The sequence below is a fragment of the Rhodococcus sp. NPDC058521 genome (assembly GCF_042719695.1).
Lineage (GTDB): Bacteria > Actinomycetota > Actinomycetes > Mycobacteriales > Mycobacteriaceae > Rhodococcus_F.
The window spans coordinates 23,843-39,201 of the sequence record NZ_JBHXNL010000002.1 but is presented as its reverse complement, the minus strand read 5'-3'; the positions used below and the strand labels follow the sequence as shown (position 1 = coordinate 39,201).

Here is a 15,359-nt window from a genome sequence, read left to right as displayed (position 1 = left end):
CGAATGCCGAACCTGAACAGCGGATTCAGTCTTGTGAAGAGGCGTTCATGCATGAATGTCACCTGTGACGTCTCTCGGCTGCCTACGACTGCCAGTGTCGGTGAGCCTGAATCAAAGCATTCGCGGTCATCGTTTCCACTATTGCCGTGGGGCTCGTACCGTCCGCGATGACTCGGAACCATCGGTGAAGTCGGTGCCACGAGCGATTTCGGCCCACTCCTGCAGGCTCTCCAGGTTAGCGCGGTAAGAGGTGCCGATCCGCTCGACTGCCTCGGCGCCCAGCGGCAGCCGCAGTGGGATCTGGTCGCTGTGGGCGAGATCGACGATCACCTTCGCGGCCTGGACCGGGTTTCCCTCCTGGATGCCGTCGGCGGCAGCCATGTCGGTGCGCACGGCGTCCAGCGCATCCTGTGCATCGGCCCGGTCAAGGCATCGGGTTGGTTGAACGAGGTACGGAAGCGGCTGGATTCGACGATCAGCACCCGGATACCGAAGGGCGCCACCTCACCGGCCAGTGCCTCCGACCAGCACTCGAGAGCGAACTTGCCGACGAGTAGGCGCCAATGCCGGGGAAGGCTATCCGTCCGCCCTGGCTGCTCATCTGCACAATGGTGCCGGAACGGTGCTTCCGCATTGTCGCCAGGACCGCGCGCACCAGTGCGGCACAGGTGTAGGTCCATGGCCTCACGCAGCTCGGCGTCGCTGATCTCCTCGGCCGCGCCGATCACTCCGCGTCCGGACTGTTGACCAGCACATCGACGCTGCCGAACCCGTCCAAGGCGGTGGCGACCACCTCGTAGACTTGCCCGGTGTCGTAGGCGTCGAAACTGGCGGTGAGGAGCCGGTCGAGGGCGTGTTCGGCAATGGCACGACCGAAACCGCGAGGCGCCGGTGATGATCCAGGTCAGCGGAGATGTTTTCTTTGCGGTCATGAACTAAGAAGTTAGAAGTTCGAGCGCACTCGAACGCAAGCAGAAGACAGCCGCATGGTGGTGAACTGCCGCACAGTCACCCCACGCGGATCCCCGCGCCGGCGAGGAACTCGCGGACTCGGCCCATCAGTCGGTCGGTCGAGAAGACTTGCCATTGGTCGGCGAGGCGCTCGTCGTGGACGAGGTCACGGAACCGGCGGAAGGCGCCCTTGCCCTCGATCGCCCGCTCGAGCCGCTGCCGCAGTGCCACATCCTGTTGCCGCTCGGCGAACGCGGCCATGTCCCGCCAGCCGTCTCGTGACCCGGTGGGCTCGAACCGGAGCCAACGGTCCGGCTCGGTCTCCACGTCGATGGCGGCATCCTCCCCGACCATCATCGGGTCGGTGAGGTTGTCGTCGTACACCTCCCCGGTGCGCAGGTCGACATACCCGCCGGACGACATGTCGAGATCCCCTTCCAGCTCGGCGCTCAGCATGTCGAGGTCCACCGGAACTACTTGCCCCGGCAGCGGCTCGCGGCGCAGACAGGCGAGCAGATCTTCGGCAAGCGTCTGGTCGCCTGCCGCGCCGCGCCACGTCAACCGGTTGACGATCGAGAGAGTGACCGCCTCGGCTTCTTGGCGCCGCTGCTGCAATGCCATCGGAAGGCCTGCGCCTACCTGTTGTAGAGCGTCGTCGATATCGCACCCCGACACCACCGACAGGAAGCGGACCGCATCTTTTGACACTATGGCTGCACGTAGGTCGGTCACGTCGAGCGCAGGCACCGGCTGCTGATCGGGCCACGCGTGCAACAGCATCGGGTGCGACCGGCCCGGTCTTCTCGGCGGTCGACTCTCCTCGTCGTCGTCGGACCACCGGCGACCGTACTGGTCCGGGATGCTGCCCCAGCCCCAGTAGGGCAAAGGGGTCTGGGGGTGGATGCCCAGCACCTCCAGCGGGTCGATCTTCTTTTCGCCGATGATGCACCGGTGCGTCCAGTCGTCACCGAGATCGAACGTGAACTGGAATTCGGCGCCCGGCTTCAGCGTTCTTGCGACCTTGGCAGCGCCTATGTCGATGGGCGCGATGATCGGCCCACCGATCCCTCCGGTCATTTCGGCTCCGGTCTCCGCGTCTGTGACTATCCGGCCATCGGCGAGAATGAACATCGACAGGTGGGACTTGTCCCATCGGGCGAACGCATCATTGACGGAGCTTGCCAGGTCGAGGAAGGTGTGCGCCGGCCCCACCGCGAATATCCGCCCGGGCCACGGCCACAGCTCCACGCCACGCCCACCGAGCAACTCCACCGTCACCGACAACCATGTTCGTGCCATGCCTTCGAGGATGACACGTCATGGCAAGCCGTGGGCGTTGAAGAATCCGAGCGTTGAGCGCGTGCGTCTCGAGCGCTCGGCGAAACCGCAAGCCCGCGGGCGACAACCACATTGCCGACGAGGCTCCGATTCCGAATCTGAGCGAAGCGAATCGCACTGGTCGGTCAGCAGAATCACTCCACGCCGACTGCCGCGACGATGTTCAGTCGCGCCGCCCGTAGGGCAGGTGGTATCGAACCGAGCAGACTCAGAACGACTGCGACGGCGGCGAAGAGCAGGGCTGTCACCATCGGCTGATACTCGACATCGATGCTGAGAACGTTCGACATGGCCATGGAATTCAGATACTGATTCGCGGCACCGAAGGCGACGCCGATCGCACCGCCAACCAACCCGATTGCCGCTGCCTCGGCCAGAACTGTCCGTAACGCGAACCGGCGGCTCGAGCCGATGGCACGCAGGACGCCCAGTTCACGCCGACGTTCCAGGACCGACAACATCAGCGTATTGAGCAATGCCACAGAGGCAACGACCACGACGATCCACGCCATGATCCCGATCAACACCGTTGCACCCTCGATCGATCGGGTGATCGCGGTCAGCCCCTCGCCACCGGTGTACACATATATTTCATCCGGAACCTTCTCGCGCAGAGCAGTTTCCACATCATGCAGGTCTGCACCGGGCGCCGCACCGATGCCGAGAATCGTCTCCCCAGGGCGTTCGAACCATTCCTGCATATGCTCGATGTTCATGGCCACGACCCCTCCGAGCGCGGAGAAGAACGGCACCACCTGCAGCACCTCTACTGTGTGCACCCCGCGCGGTGTCGGTATGTCCAGAGTGTCGCCGGCAACGACTCCCAAAGACCTTCCGATGTCTCGGGAGATCACGACACCGTCACCCGCCCACACACGCTCGCGAACCTGCTCGTCCATCGCCGAGGTCGGAGGTACACCCGATCCCGGTGCCATTCCCGAAATCATGACCCGAGCACCCCCGAGACTGGCGTATGCCATCTGACCCTGAACAACCTCTTCGACCCCTGGAATAGCCTCGACCTCTTGCCGAAGCCCTGCGGGAAGCAAAGGCGCAGTGGGGAACACGCCCGGATCGGTTGAACTGACAAACAGGTCGACATTTGCCAGGGTAGAGAAACTGTCCGCCGTGGAGTCTACGACGTTCGAGTTGGAGCCTGTGCTGGACATCGTCACCGAAACGCCGATCATCACGGTCATCAACGTCGCCCACACCCGACGCGGCGCGCGCTCCACCGTCGCCGCAGCCAGCGCTCCCGGAGCACCGAACACTCTCGCAATCGACGCCGATCCCCGAACGATCACAGTGCTGAACGCGAAACACAAGGCGATCTCGGCGGCGGAGATCAAGCCGATCGCGCCGACACTCAGCCGCCCCACGTCGGCCACGGCCACCGTCACCGCTGCCGCAAGGAATCCGACACCTATCGTTCCCGCTACCACCCGAACGGACCTTCGGACCGCATCGGCGGAAGACGCACCTACCGGCGCCAACGCCTCCACCGGAGCCACACTGTAGATCTGGCGTGCCGCGAAAGCCGCCGCTGCAACGCTGGCGAGCACGCAGGCTGCCACCGTTACGGGTACGGCGTATCCGGGCAGCATGTACTCGGTCCGTGCTTCGACGGACTGCACGATGGCGGTCGGCAGCGCATCGATCGCCTGACGACCGACGAATACCCCGATGACGGAACCGACGATTCCTCCAATTGCACCTACCAGCGCCGCTTCTGCGAGCAAGTCTCCCACCATGGCTCGGCGGGATCCTCCTATGGCACGGAGCATCGACAACTCCGGACGCCGACCGGAGATCGCCATACTCATCACGTTGTATACGAGGAACGCCGCAACGACCAGGGCTGCGGACGCGGAAGACAACGTCAACGAACGCAGGACCGAAACGCTGCCGGCGGCATTCGCTGAACGCGCACTGGGCTCGGCGACGGTAGCCCGACCCTCCACGGTGTCGGCCACTGCGGCGCGAACCTGGCTCGCATCCGCGTCGGGTGCAACGTCGACCATGATCGAGTCCAACTGCTCACCGCGTCCGGTGAGCTCTTGTAGCAACGGCAACGGCGCCATCACGAACCGCCCGCCGTTGACGCGCATGGCGTCGGAGCCGTGGAGAACCACCGCCACCGGAGCGGTGCCAGATCCAACGGGGGCTGCATCTCCTTCCGAGAGACCCATCCCCGCGCCGACCGCCACCCCTCCCGGGTTCGCCAGAAGTCGGCCGAGATGTGGCTGCACCGTACGTTGCAGTTCACTGTGCAGACCGGCAATCCTCGCGTCAGCACCCAGGAGGAGAACACGCTCGGACGGCGGCCCCGACGACATACGAAGCATCGGCACCGCAGTCTGGACACCGGGCACCGCGGCGACCCGAGCCTGCAGCTTCTGGTCGAATCCGCTGTCCGTGATTCCGGATACCTCCAGATCCGCATTGCCTGCAACGCTGCGGGTCAACCGGTCGGCCGAACCTGTGATCGAGCCGGAGATACCGAAGACGGCGACCAGGAGTACTGCCGAAACAGCGACAACCGTGATCGATGTGGCGGTCCGAGCGGGGTGCACTGCGAACGCTCGCAGGGTGAACACTCGCATCCACGACAGCGCCGCGCCCATCATCCTGGTGTCCCGGTCGGAAGAACCTCGACCTTTGCGTCGGATTGCACGCGGCCGTCGCGCAGGGTGATCGTCCTGTCCGTCGACTCTGCGGCATTTACGTCGTGAGTCACCATGACCACCATGCGATCTCTGCCTTCGTCGTGAGCGATGTCGGCAAGTAGCTCCAGGACGGCCGCCCCTGTCCTCGAGTCGAGGTTGCCCGTCGGCTCGTCGGCGAGAATCAACGGTGGGTCCATCATCAACGCTCTAGCGACCGCAACCCGCTGCATCTGGCCACCCGACAACTCGGCGGGCCGGTGCTCCGCACGATTGCCGAGCTCCACCCGCTCCAGTAGGGCAATGGCATCCGATTTGACCTTGCTCATGCGGACTCCATCGAGAAGCTTGGGTATCGCAACGTTCTCCCAGGCCGACATGGTGGGCAGCAGGTTGAAGAACTGGAACACGAACCCGACCTGCTTCCGACGAAAGCGGGATTGCGCCTCGTCGTTCAAGGAACCAATTTCTTTGCCTTGAAACAGGATCTCCCCCGAATCCGGAGAATCCAACGCGCCGAGTAGGTGCAGTAACGTGCTCTTTCCGGCGCCGGAGGGGCCGACGATCGACACGAATCCGCCACCTTCGAGCACGAGATCGACCCCATCCAGAGCCCGCACCAGCTGCCCACCGACAAGGTACTCGCGGCGTACATCACGCAACTCGATGGTCATGCCACCACCACCCGCTGTCGGGCCAGGGGAAACGATCCGGTCGCGTGAGCAGAAATCATCCGCTGCTCGGACCGCAGCGCACCGCGCAGAGATTCGTATGAGAGTGCGCCGGCATCGAGTACCGCACGCAGCGTCGGCTGCTCGGCGGCGAGGGCGCTCCGTGCGTCGACCAGCGCAGTGCCGTCCTCGAGCGATTGGTCGAGTTTGGCAGCGAGGTGGTTGTTCCACCGTTGTTGCAATGCGAGAAGAACATTGTCGGGTGAACCGAAATGCCGAATCACGCCGTCCACGTGGCTCAGTCGCACCACGACCTCTGGATCTACGCGAGCACGATCGAGAACGTCATAGAGAACGGCCCGCCGTGCATGAAAATCGTCCCAGGACATCTCCGCTACCTCCGTACATATCCGGTTGTGTCGAAAACGCTACGGACGCCAAGGGTCGATTTCGCCGTGCCAGAGGAGGGAATCCTTCTCCTACCGTGGTCGGAGAACCTTCTCCGTTCCGGGAACGATGTTCGGAGGCCGCGTAGTCGCCTACGCTTGTCTGGTGCAGATCGTCGAGTTTTGTCGCCGTAGGGCAGACGCGAGCGAGTACGACTACCCTCTCCCCGTCGCAACGGTCTCGCACGTCCTCGGGGCCGCGATGGCAACGATTGCCGTTGTCCAACGCGACGCGCTCGTCCCGCCTGGATGGCCTCTGCTGTTCGGACTGATCGCTGCGCTCACACCGCTCGCGAGCGTAATCAAACCTGGGGTCCTCGTGCCGAGGCCGCTGCTGGCGGTCATCATGACCGCGGCGACTGCGTTTTTGCTGCTCGAACCCGCGGACACATTGTTCGACTTTGCGCCGCTCATTCTTGCCACATCTACCGCCGAGGTCGCCGCGACGTCGCGACTTCTCGTCAGCGTGCCTGCTGCGCTCGGCGCGCTCGCAACTTTGTCCGTGTTCGCATTGGTAGGCATGCTCGACAATGCTCTATACAGCCTGTTCGGGGTGGTGCTGGGATGGACCATCGGATATTTGATGTTGACGCAACTTCGGCTGCTGCATCAAGAAAAGGCATCGCACGCTACTCAGGCGGAACAGGCGGCCACGCGTGAACGCCAGCGGATCGCCCGAGAGATTCACGATGTCGTGGCTCATTCGCTGAGCGTCACTCTGCTCCACCTGACGGGCGCCCGCCGAGCGCTGGAAGAGGACCGAGACATCGACGAAGCGGTCGATGCACTCGCCGACGCCGAACGCCTGGGCCGGCACGCCATGGCCGATATTCGACGGACCGTTGGTCTCCTCGATGCACGGTCGCCAAGCACCCATCCCGAACCCGGCATCGCCGACGTTCCCGATCTCGTCGACGCCGTCCGGCGGGCCGGGCTTCCCACGACTTTCGAAATGCATGGTGACCTGGATTCTGTCACCGGTGCAACAGGTCTCGGCATCTACCGCATTTCACAGGAATCCTTGGCGAATGTCGTCAAGCATGCGCCAGGGACCGACGCTCACGTCGCATTGAAGATCGCAGCGTCCGCCATCACGCTCGAAGTCTGCAATCCCACCCCACGACCGGCCGCAGATCCGACCTGCACCGAAGGCTCGGGGCTTCGCGGGATGCGCGAGCGTGCGGCCCTCCTGGGCGGCGATCTCCGTGCGGGGCCGACCCCGAATGGTTGGTCTGTGCGCGTCATCGTGCCTCTGGAATCCGGCCCCTGTGCCGGTGCCTTCTTTCGTCGCTTCGGGAGACAAACGTGACCGGCCCAGAAATCTCCGTGTTGCTCGTCGACGATCAGGAGCTTGTACGCTCGGGTCTACGCCGAATTCTTCGGCGTAAGGACGGGTTTCACGTCGTTGCGGAATGTGCCGACGGTGACGAGGTTCCGATTGCTGTGGCCGACCACTCGCCGGATGTGGTGGTGATGGACCTGCGGATGAAGCGCGTCGACGGCATCGAGGCAACGCGCGCCCTACAGGCGCGCGATCAGACACCGCCAGTGCTGGTCCTCACCACATTCGACGACGACGAACTGCTCTCCGGCTCACTCAGGGCGGGCGCAGCGGGGTTCGTACTCAAAGACTCTCCCGCCGAGAACCTTATGCGGGCGGTGCGGACTGTAGCCGAAGGGGGAGCCTGCCTCGATCCGGCCGTCACGGGACGGGTCCTGTCCACCTATCGGAAAGCTGCCTTTCCCAGTGGTGGCGGGACGGGGACACCCGACCTGCTCACAGCTCGAGAGCGAGATGTCCTGGCCCTGATCGGGCGGGGCCGAACAAACGCCGAGATCGCCACGGATCTAGGAATTTCGGAGGTCACGGTCAAAAGTCACATCGGACACATATTCGTGAAGCTCGACCTACGCGATCGAGCCGCAGCAATCGTCTACGCCTTCGATCACGCAATCGTCACACCGGGGTCGCTCGGTTCATGATCCGTTACGGGAGAGGACCTTTGCCGTTCAGGGTTCGGGGAATTCGGTGTTCGCGTCAACGCCGGTGTTACACAACCGATACTCGTCATCGCAATCGAACGCTGCGCCGAAGGAAGTTCACGAGTCGATGATGGAACGCGATCAGTACCTTCTCCGTCCCGTCTTACAAGATGCACCATCGATTCCGACCGGGCGATCTCGAGTTCGATGTTTCGCGTCGTCAACGTCACTGTTGGTCAGGAACGCCTCGTCCGGCCAACCAGCCGCACAGGCTCAACGGGGCCATCAGCAGCAGCAAGACGACCAGCGTGAAGGTCCAGGACCCGGTGCCGCCGCGTAGTGCTCCGGCAGCGACAGGGCCGATCGCAGCGACGAGATAGCCGATCGATTGGGCCATCGTCGAGAGGCTGGTCGTGATGGAGGCGTTCGATGCGCGTAGGTTGACGAGCGTCAGCGCGAGTGAGAGCTGTCCTCCCTGACGAGACCGAGCAGAATAGCCCACACGAGCGCGGCGCCAACGCCACCGGCGCAGACCCCGACCAGCCCGGCGACGGACAAGGCCACGATCGCACCAGCGAGCAGGCTCTGACTTCGCAGCCGTGCAGCGAAAATCGAGACCGTCAGGGCCGTGAGAATGCTCGAGATCGACAATGCCGTCAAGAGAAGGCCGGCCCGCGTGCTCGGCAGTCAGTCCGCGCTCTCGATAGATCGTGGGCAGCCACGCAATCATGGAATACGCCAACAATGACTGAATGCCCATGAATCCGGTGATTGCCCACGCTGTCGGCGAGCGCAACACCTCGGGTCGCCACTGCGGCGTCGGATAAGTTGTCGCCGTGGCCGTGTTCTGGAAGCGGTGGTGGCGGACGGCGGCGAGCGCTAACGCGGCGGCCGCCAAGGCTGCTGGCGCCGCCCACACCGACAGGGTCGTTCGCCAGTTGTGGAAGAGCGCGGGTTGGCCGCGATCGTGAGTCCGGAAGCAACCCCACTGATCGAGCTTGCGCGCATTCGGCGTGACATTGAGTGAGCTCGTCGCCGACGAGCCCACAACGGCGTTCCATCTGGTCCGCGAAGGCGACCGGACAGCGCGCGAGTCCGCCAACGGCGTGCTCGCTCCGCTCTCGGGTAGCTATCCCGGCCTCGATGCGGTGCATCTGACGGTGCCTGCTTCGACAACGGCTCCACGGGCACAGCATTCGGGCGAAGAATGGCTCTACGTATTGTGCGGACCACTCGAGGTTGTGATCGGAAGTGAAGTGCTCGTCCTGCAGTCCGGTGATGCCGTTCACTTCCCGTCACACACCTCACACTCCGTGCGAAACGTCGGCGAAGCTCCGGCTGAAGTTCTCCTCGTCTCGAAAGCCACATAAGCCGGGCCGCGGGCCGCACTGGGCGGGATGGTGTCCGCATGGTGAGTAGGAAGTCACACCGGAATGGACAACACCCGATGCCGCTCTTCTTCTACCCGGGACTCAGCACGCCACCGACCGGGCGGCCGTGTCCGTCAGGATATTGAAACTCGTGCGCAACGAGGAATCGCGCAGTGATACGGGCCAGATCGATCGGGTCGGGTTCGATCAGATCGAGCGCCGCGGCAACGTGTTGTGCGTCTGTGACGGGGAAGCGGTCGCGGCTGACGAAGGCGAGTGCTTCGGCGGGCAAGCCGGTCCAGCGACTCAGACCCGAACGCAGACCGAGTGCCGCCAGTGAAACGGGGACGTGCAGTCGCGGGGCGCGCACACCAAGCTCGTCGGCGACGACGTTGAGAAGTTCGGGTAGCGGCGGCGTCGCCTCGTGGAGAAGCCAGTACTGTCCTCCCACGGTGCTGTCGAGTTGTGTTGCACGGGAGAGGAAGCGGGCGAGGTAGTCGACTGCCAAGAGGGGGAACCAATGGTCGGCTCCCCCAGGGAGGATGGGCAGTCGTCCCCGGTGCAGGGCACGCACGAGGTTCGGCCAACCCCAGAATTGGGTGGTCTCCCCAGTGCTGGAATCGCCGACGACCGGGCCGGGGTGCACCGTCGTCAGTGGCACGCCCCGCGTCTGCGCGAGGTCGCGGACGCGAGCATCGGCATCCAACTTCGAATCGTGGTACCGATTGGCCGTCAACCGTCCGGAGCGGCGGTGCTGAAACCCGCTGACCAACACCAACCGCTCCAAGCGAGGCGCCGACGCTGCGAGTTCGGTGACCCGTTCCGAACCCTTGACGTTGACCTCCTCGGCAACCTCGGGAGCGAGACCGAAGGACATTGCCGCACCGAGGTGAAACACCTTGCGAGCGGTGCGGGCCACCGCGAGGTCACCCGCACCGAGTCCGAGGTCGGGAGACGCGAGGTCACCGGTCAGGCCGTCGACGAGTTCGCCGCGTCCACCGTGGGCATCGACCCAGGCGCGCAACTCGGCAAGCCGGCGGGCGTCTCCGCGCAATAGCACGGCCACGCGTTGGCCTTCGTTGGTCAGCTCGGGCAACAGCCAGCGACCGATGAAGCCGGTACCGCCGGTGACGAACGCGTCGATGCTGCTCATGACGAAACCTCCTGGGTGACCAGCGCCGCGACTCGCCCGGCAACCCGATGTAGCGGTGCAGTGCTGTGTTGGGTCTTGGCGAGCAGTAAGGCCCCTTCTATCGATGAGATGCTCAATAACGCAAGCTCGGATGCCGTGTCCGTGTTGATGCCGAACCCGGTGAGGTAGTCGGCGATCGAGGTGACCCATTGGTCGTAGCCGGCGCTGCATGCCGTGCGAATCGGGTCGCTGTCTGCGCCGACATCGAGTGCGACCGTGGCAATCGGGCAGCCGTCAACGAAGTGGGAATCCTCGAGCCGAGCGGCCAGCAGATCCGCCATGGCGATGATGGCGCTGGCAGGATCGGCGGCGGTGTCCAAGATGGTGTCGAGTATCTGCCCCAGCTCACCGGCCTCCGCAGCGACCGCTTCGACGGCCAACTGTTCTTTGCCGCCGGGAAAGTGAAAATACAACGACCCCTTGGGGGCACCGGACTCTGCCAGGACCTGGTTCACGCCGGTCGCGTGAAAGCCCTGCCTACTGAACAGGTTGCCTGCTGTCTCCAGTACCCGCGCTCGCGTTTCGCCTCGTGCCGCCATGCCTAAAACTATAGAGACCGGTCTAGTAACTGTCGAGGGAGATCATTCTGTGTGCGACGCGATAGCCGCGACCCCAATGCTCCGTCTTGTCGATGATGTCGTCCAGAACTGCGGGTAATTCAGGCCCGGTCCGAACCGCTCCCAGTGGTCGTGTCATAGGGCCGGGATCAGACAATCGCCCCGAAGCCATGGGTGGGTTCGTTTCCTGTCGATAACGGAACGTCCCACCACGGCCCTCGGTATCGTCCGATGGATGACGAATCCGGTGTACGGAGTAGATTTCGTCGCCGCAGGGATCTCCGTGACGGGTCCACTCGGTGGCGCATTCGAGAACGTGTCGCTGACGATCGATGCCGGTGACCTCGGCATTGTTGTCGGGCAATCGGGAAGCGGTCGAACGTCTCTGCTGCTGGCGCTCGCTGGGCGGATGCGATTGACCACGGGACGGCTCGCAGTGGCCGGACATGTGCTGCCCAAGGGTGCGGGCAGGGTCCGTGAGCTCGTCGCCGTGGCGCGGGCGAACCCGGCGACATATCTCGATCCCGATCTGCGCGTACGTGAGCTGATCGACGAACGAAAGATGATCGGTGGTCCACTGTTCACCAACGCTTCGTTGCGGGACGAACTCGACAACCTCGGAGTTCTGGCCGCCGAGCACCAATTCGTACACCAACTTTCACCGGCCGATGCGCTGCTCTTCGCGGTTGCGTTGTCCTGCGCCGAACAGCCATCTGCCATCGTTGTCGACGACGTAGCCGTGGGATGCACACCCGACGAGGTGGCTCGGGTTTGGCGTGCACTCGCGACCCTCACCGCCCGGGGACTCACAGTGGTCGCGTCGACGACCGCGCCGCCGAGCGACATCCTGGTCGATGCGCCCATCACGGCGATCGAATTGCCACACCCCGAACTTCGCAATCCACTCACAACAGGGGGCACGCGATGAAGGGCATTCGCCTCGCGATACTCGAGGTCAAACGCTTTCGAGGGCCGAGTAAATGGCTGATTCCGGTGGCAATGGCGTTGGTTCCGCTCCTGTACGGCTCGCTGTACCTCTGGTCGAATTGGGATCCGTTCGGGCGTACCGGCGAAATTCCAGTCGCGGTGGTGATCGAGGACGAGCCGGTGACGGTGGCTGGAGAGTACCTCGCCGCGGGTGAGCAATTCGCTCAGCAGCTGCGTGCAACGGGTCTATTCGACTGGACGTTCACCGACGCCGCCGAGGCCCGCCATGGCCTCGAGCACGGTGATTACTACTTCACGATCACCGTGCCGAAGGATTTCAGCGCCAAGCTCGTCAGTGCGGCGAATCCTCCACCCGAGCAGGCGAGTATGAGCATCATGCTCAACGACGCCAACAACTTTGTCGTCGGCACAGTGGCCAGCGTGACGCAGACCGAGCTGCAGTCGCAGGTCAACAGTGCCGCCCATGCCGCCTACGCGAATGCCATCTACAGCAATCTCTCCCAGGTGAAACAACAACTGAATGTGGCGACCGAAGGGCTCCACCGATTGGTGGATTCAGCATCGCTCGCCCAAATGGGGACGTCGTCACTGGTGACCGGCCTCGACGGAGCCCGTGCCGGATCGGCCCAAATCTCCGATGGCGTCCGACAATTGGCGAGTGCAGGTGAGCAGACCCAACAGATTCTGGACGAGTTGTCGAACGAAGGAACTGCGGCGCTGCCGTCGGCGGCGGGGGCGCTTACGAACACGATTGCCGCCGTGGAGCAGTCACTCGGCCTGGTCGCCAACGGTACGGGATTGGTGCGTGGCCAGGCCAGCACGGCGGCCGGCGATCTGCAACAGCTGGCAGCAACGTACCCCCAGATCGCCCAGGACCCGCTGTTCGCGCGGGTGATGTCCGGCGCACACGGGCTCGAACAATCCGCTGTGAACGCCGACGAGTCGGCGAGCGGGGCCTTGAACTCCGCCCGTCTTGCATCGGAGCAGGCCGGCGAATTCCAGTCCAGTCTCGTCGGCGTGCAGCAGGCAGTCCGATCGCTGGACCAGCCGCTACGGGCACTGACCGGCAGTACACAGCTCATCGCCGGTGGAGCCACCGGCATTACCACGGGGTTGGATTCGCTGCATTCCGGTGCCGAGAATCTGCAGACCGGTGCGGACCAATTACACGGCGGCCTCTCCGACGTGTCGCAGACCGTCGACGAAGGCGTGCAGAAGATCCCGGAGACGACACCGGAGGAGACGGCCCGCGCGTCGGATGTCCTCGGGTCTCCGGTCGAAGTGCAACAAGAGAACCTCAACCCGGCTGACGTCTATGGTCGCGGCTTTGCGCCGTTCTTCTTTCCGGTAGCCATCTGGGTTCTCGGCGTGCTCGGCTACCTCTTCTTTCAACCGGTCAACTTGCGCGCTCTCTCCGGGCACGCGAATTCGTTCAGCATTGCTGTGGGCGGTTGGCTTCCGGTTGCGGCGGTCTCTGCGGTCGGTGCGCTAATCCTGTATGGCGTGGTGTGGGTCGGGCTGGGTCTGGACCCACTGCAACCGCTCGTCGTGGCGGGTTTGCTCGTCCTCGGCGGAGCCGCGTTCATGGCGATCGATCACCTCCTCAAGATCGCGTTCGGCATGATCGGCTCGGCATTGTCACTCGTACTGTTGATCGTGCAGCTCACCGCTTGCGGGGGGCTGTATCCGATCGAGACGACGCCCGCGCCGTTCCAGGCGGTTCACCCGTTCATTCCGATGACGTATCTGGTCGACGGTTTGCGCGTGGGCATATCCGGCGGTCTCACCAGTAACGTGATACGGGATGTTCTGGTGCTCACCGCTTTCCTCGTCGGCTCATTGCTGTTTGCAACATTGGCGATCCGGTTGCAGCGAGCTTGGACCATGACCAGACTTCATCCGCAGATTGCGGTGTGATCGAGAGGAATGTTGGTTGCGCCGCGGACGGATACGCCGAATCCGGTAGGTCCCTTCTTGTGGGTCAGCGGAAGGCGTCTTCACCGGTGAACTTCTGCCCGAGAATCAGCTGATGCATTTCCGGTTTGCCCTCGTATGTGAGCACGGATTCGAGATTCACCATGTGGCGTATTACCGGATACTCGAGAGAAATACCGTTGCCACCCAAGATGGTTCGAGCGGTCCGGCAGATCTCGATGGCTTCACGAGTGTTATTGAGCTTGCCGAAGCTCACTTGGTCGGGGCGCAGACCGATGCTGTCCTTGAGGCGACCCAGGTGTAGCGACAGAAGCTGCCCCTTGTGGAGCTCGAGCGCCATGTCGCTGAGCTTGGCCTGTGTCAACTGGAATCCGGCGAGTGGCTCACCGAACTGGACTCGCTGGATCGAATAGTCCAGTGCGCACTGCCATGTGGAGCGGGCTGCGCCCATTGCACCCCACACGATGCCGTAGCGGGCTTCGGAGAGGCTGCTCAGAGGTCCCTTGAGTCCGGGGTTCTTCGGCAGGATCGCGGTGGACGGCAGGCGAACGTCATCGAGCACCGAAGCAACCGATGAGCTCGCCGGCGGCCATTCCGGGCAGCCATTGCTTCTTCTGGTCCTCGGAACCGTTGTTCCAGATCGAGAACATGGCAAGCGAACCCTGCACCGAGACCAGCGAACGGATCCCCGAGTCACAGGCTTCGAGGTCGAGGCAGGCCAGGCCGTAGTGGACGGAGGAGGAGCCGCCGCACCCATAGCCCTCGAGATGCATACCGAGCAATCCGAGCTTTCCGAACTCGCGAGACAGCTCGCGAGCACTGGGAAGGTCGCCTGATTCGAACCACTCCGCGATGTGCGTAGTGATGTTCTCGGTGCAGAACTTGCGGACGGTGTCTCGGACGGCCAGCTCGTCGTCGGAGTACATCGAATCGATGTCCAGCGGGTCGATCGGGCTGAACGTGGCGGGTGCTGTCCGGCTACTCGTGAAGTGATCCTCTGTCGTCGATCGGTTGTGGTAAGTCAGGCGTAGTCGAAATATAGGTGCGAGCGTGCGGCTCGCGAGAACTATTCGTCTGACAGAGGCAGCGGACGCCTGATTCAGCAGGTCGCTTTTGGTGGGGGAGGCGGGCTCTTGCCCCACACCACTGACCACACTCGCGTTGGTCGGCGCGTACGTGCTGGCGGGTGAGTTGGGACGCTCTTCAGGGGAGGTTTCTCCAGCGCTCGCCGAGTACGAGCGCGTGATGCGGCGTACATCGCGCGGACGCCGCAGTTGCCGCCGGGGCGCGTGGCCGGTTACGCAC

Annotated in this window: 14 protein-coding genes and 1 pseudogene; 5 read left to right on the top strand and 10 right to left on the bottom strand. The window is 63.6% G+C overall.

Going from position 1 to position 15,359, the window contains the following annotated elements; translation table 11 throughout:
* Nucleotides 1-138: 138 nt before the first annotated feature.
* The 6 genes from ACFWO3_RS04300 to ACFWO3_RS04275 form a co-directional block, all read right to left on the bottom strand.
* Nucleotides 139-393, bottom strand: coding sequence for a hypothetical protein (locus tag ACFWO3_RS04300; protein ID WP_378574150.1), 255 nt, complete (start codon nt 391-393; stop codon nt 139-141).
* Between the two features lie 82 nt (nt 394-475).
* A complete protein-coding gene (locus ACFWO3_RS04295; protein WP_378574962.1) occupies nt 476-634 on the bottom strand; it encodes a hypothetical protein in 159 nt (52 codons plus the stop codon).
* A gap of 374 nt (nt 635-1,008) precedes the next feature.
* On the bottom strand, nt 1,009-2,250 hold the full coding sequence (locus ACFWO3_RS04290; protein WP_378574148.1) for a hypothetical protein: 1,242 nt from the start codon (nt 2,248-2,250) through the stop codon (nt 1,009-1,011).
* A 173-nt stretch (nt 2,251-2,423) separates the two neighbouring features.
* Nucleotides 2,424-4,916 carry an ABC transporter permease gene (locus ACFWO3_RS04285; protein ID WP_378574146.1) on the bottom strand — a complete coding sequence of 831 codons (2,493 nt, stop codon included), beginning with the start codon at nt 4,914-4,916 and terminating at the stop codon, nt 2,424-2,426.
* Nucleotides 4,913-5,626, bottom strand: coding sequence for an ABC transporter ATP-binding protein (locus ACFWO3_RS04280; RefSeq protein WP_378574144.1), 714 nt, complete (start codon nt 5,624-5,626; stop codon nt 4,913-4,915). The genes ACFWO3_RS04285 and ACFWO3_RS04280 overlap by 4 nt, the downstream gene beginning before the upstream one ends.
* The gene (locus tag ACFWO3_RS04275; protein ID WP_378574142.1) at nt 5,623-6,012 is read right to left on the bottom strand and encodes a hypothetical protein; all 390 of its coding nucleotides are present in this window, start codon (nt 6,010-6,012) and stop codon (nt 5,623-5,625) included. Before ACFWO3_RS04275 ends, ACFWO3_RS04280 begins: the two co-directional genes overlap by 4 nt.
* Nucleotides 6,013-6,175: 163 nt before the next feature.
* On the opposite strand from ACFWO3_RS04275, the gene ACFWO3_RS04270 reads away from it, so the two are divergent.
* On the top strand, nt 6,176-7,378 hold the full coding sequence (locus ACFWO3_RS04270) for a sensor histidine kinase (RefSeq protein ID WP_378574140.1): 1,203 nt from the start codon (nt 6,176-6,178) through the stop codon (nt 7,376-7,378).
* Between the two features lie 17 nt (nt 7,379-7,395).
* Nucleotides 7,396-8,052, top strand: coding sequence for a response regulator (locus ACFWO3_RS04265; protein ID WP_378574959.1), 657 nt, complete (start codon nt 7,396-7,398; stop codon nt 8,050-8,052).
* A 226-nt stretch (nt 8,053-8,278) separates the two neighbouring features.
* Here the strand turns inward: ACFWO3_RS04265 and ACFWO3_RS04260 are convergent, their stop codons facing one another.
* On the bottom strand, nt 8,279-8,449 hold the full coding sequence (locus tag ACFWO3_RS04260) for a hypothetical protein (RefSeq protein WP_378574138.1): 171 nt from the start codon (nt 8,447-8,449) through the stop codon (nt 8,279-8,281).
* 616 nt (nt 8,450-9,065) lie between these two features.
* On the opposite strand from ACFWO3_RS04260, the gene ACFWO3_RS04255 reads away from it, so the two are divergent.
* Nucleotides 9,066-9,422, top strand: coding sequence for a cupin domain-containing protein (locus ACFWO3_RS04255; protein ID WP_378574136.1), 357 nt, complete (start codon nt 9,066-9,068; stop codon nt 9,420-9,422).
* 91 nt (nt 9,423-9,513) lie between these two features.
* Here ACFWO3_RS04255 and ACFWO3_RS04250 read toward each other — a convergent pair whose 3' ends face one another.
* Together ACFWO3_RS04250 and ACFWO3_RS04245 are read right to left on the bottom strand one after the other, a co-directional pair.
* The gene (locus ACFWO3_RS04250; RefSeq protein ID WP_378574134.1) at nt 9,514-10,575 is read right to left on the bottom strand and encodes an SDR family oxidoreductase; all 1,062 of its coding nucleotides are present in this window, start codon (nt 10,573-10,575) and stop codon (nt 9,514-9,516) included.
* Nucleotides 10,572-11,153, bottom strand: coding sequence for a TetR/AcrR family transcriptional regulator (locus tag ACFWO3_RS04245; protein ID WP_378574132.1), 582 nt, complete (start codon nt 11,151-11,153; stop codon nt 10,572-10,574). The genes ACFWO3_RS04250 and ACFWO3_RS04245 overlap by 4 nt, the downstream gene beginning before the upstream one ends.
* A gap of 253 nt (nt 11,154-11,406) precedes the next feature.
* Between ACFWO3_RS04245 and ACFWO3_RS04240 the strand changes: the two genes are divergently transcribed.
* Both ACFWO3_RS04240 and ACFWO3_RS04235 read left to right on the top strand, forming a co-directional pair.
* Nucleotides 11,407-12,099, top strand: a complete 693-nt coding sequence (locus ACFWO3_RS04240; protein ID WP_378574130.1) for an ATP-binding cassette domain-containing protein — start codon at nt 11,407-11,409, stop codon at nt 12,097-12,099.
* Nucleotides 12,096-14,036 (top strand): YhgE/Pip family protein, encoded by a 1,941-nt coding sequence (locus ACFWO3_RS04235; RefSeq protein WP_378574128.1) that lies wholly within the window; start codon nt 12,096-12,098, stop codon nt 14,034-14,036. The genes ACFWO3_RS04240 and ACFWO3_RS04235 overlap by 4 nt, the downstream gene beginning before the upstream one ends.
* A gap of 64 nt (nt 14,037-14,100) precedes the next feature.
* Here ACFWO3_RS04235 and ACFWO3_RS04230 read toward each other — a convergent pair.
* Nucleotides 14,101-14,980, bottom strand: a pseudogene (locus ACFWO3_RS04230) (acyl-CoA dehydrogenase family protein).
* Nucleotides 14,981-15,359: the final 379 nt, after the last annotated feature.

Coding starts and splice junctions, on each gene's coding strand:
- ACFWO3_RS04260 (WP_378574138.1), bottom strand. CDS start 8,449: ATGGCCCAATCGATCGGCTATCTCGTCGCTGCGATCGGCCCTGTCGCT.
- ACFWO3_RS04250 (WP_378574134.1), bottom strand. CDS start 10,575: ATGAGCAGCATCGACGCGTTCGTCACCGGCGGTACCGGCTTCATCGGT.
- ACFWO3_RS04235 (WP_378574128.1), top strand. CDS start 12,096: ATGAAGGGCATTCGCCTCGCGATACTCGAGGTCAAACGCTTTCGAGGG.
- ACFWO3_RS04240 (WP_378574130.1), top strand. CDS start 11,407: ATGACGAATCCGGTGTACGGAGTAGATTTCGTCGCCGCAGGGATCTCC.
- ACFWO3_RS04290 (WP_378574148.1), bottom strand. CDS start 2,250: ATGGCACGAACATGGTTGTCGGTGACGGTGGAGTTGCTCGGTGGGCGT.
- ACFWO3_RS04285 (WP_378574146.1), bottom strand. CDS start 4,916: ATGATGGGCGCGGCGCTGTCGTGGATGCGAGTGTTCACCCTGCGAGCG.
- ACFWO3_RS04275 (WP_378574142.1), bottom strand. CDS start 6,012: ATGTCCTGGGACGATTTTCATGCACGGCGGGCCGTTCTCTATGACGTT.
- ACFWO3_RS04280 (WP_378574144.1), bottom strand. CDS start 5,626: ATGACCATCGAGTTGCGTGATGTACGCCGCGAGTACCTTGTCGGTGGG.
- ACFWO3_RS04295 (WP_378574962.1), bottom strand. CDS start 634: ATGCGGAAGCACCGTTCCGGCACCATTGTGCAGATGAGCAGCCAGGGC.
- ACFWO3_RS04245 (WP_378574132.1), bottom strand. CDS start 11,153: ATGGCGGCACGAGGCGAAACGCGAGCGCGGGTACTGGAGACAGCAGGC.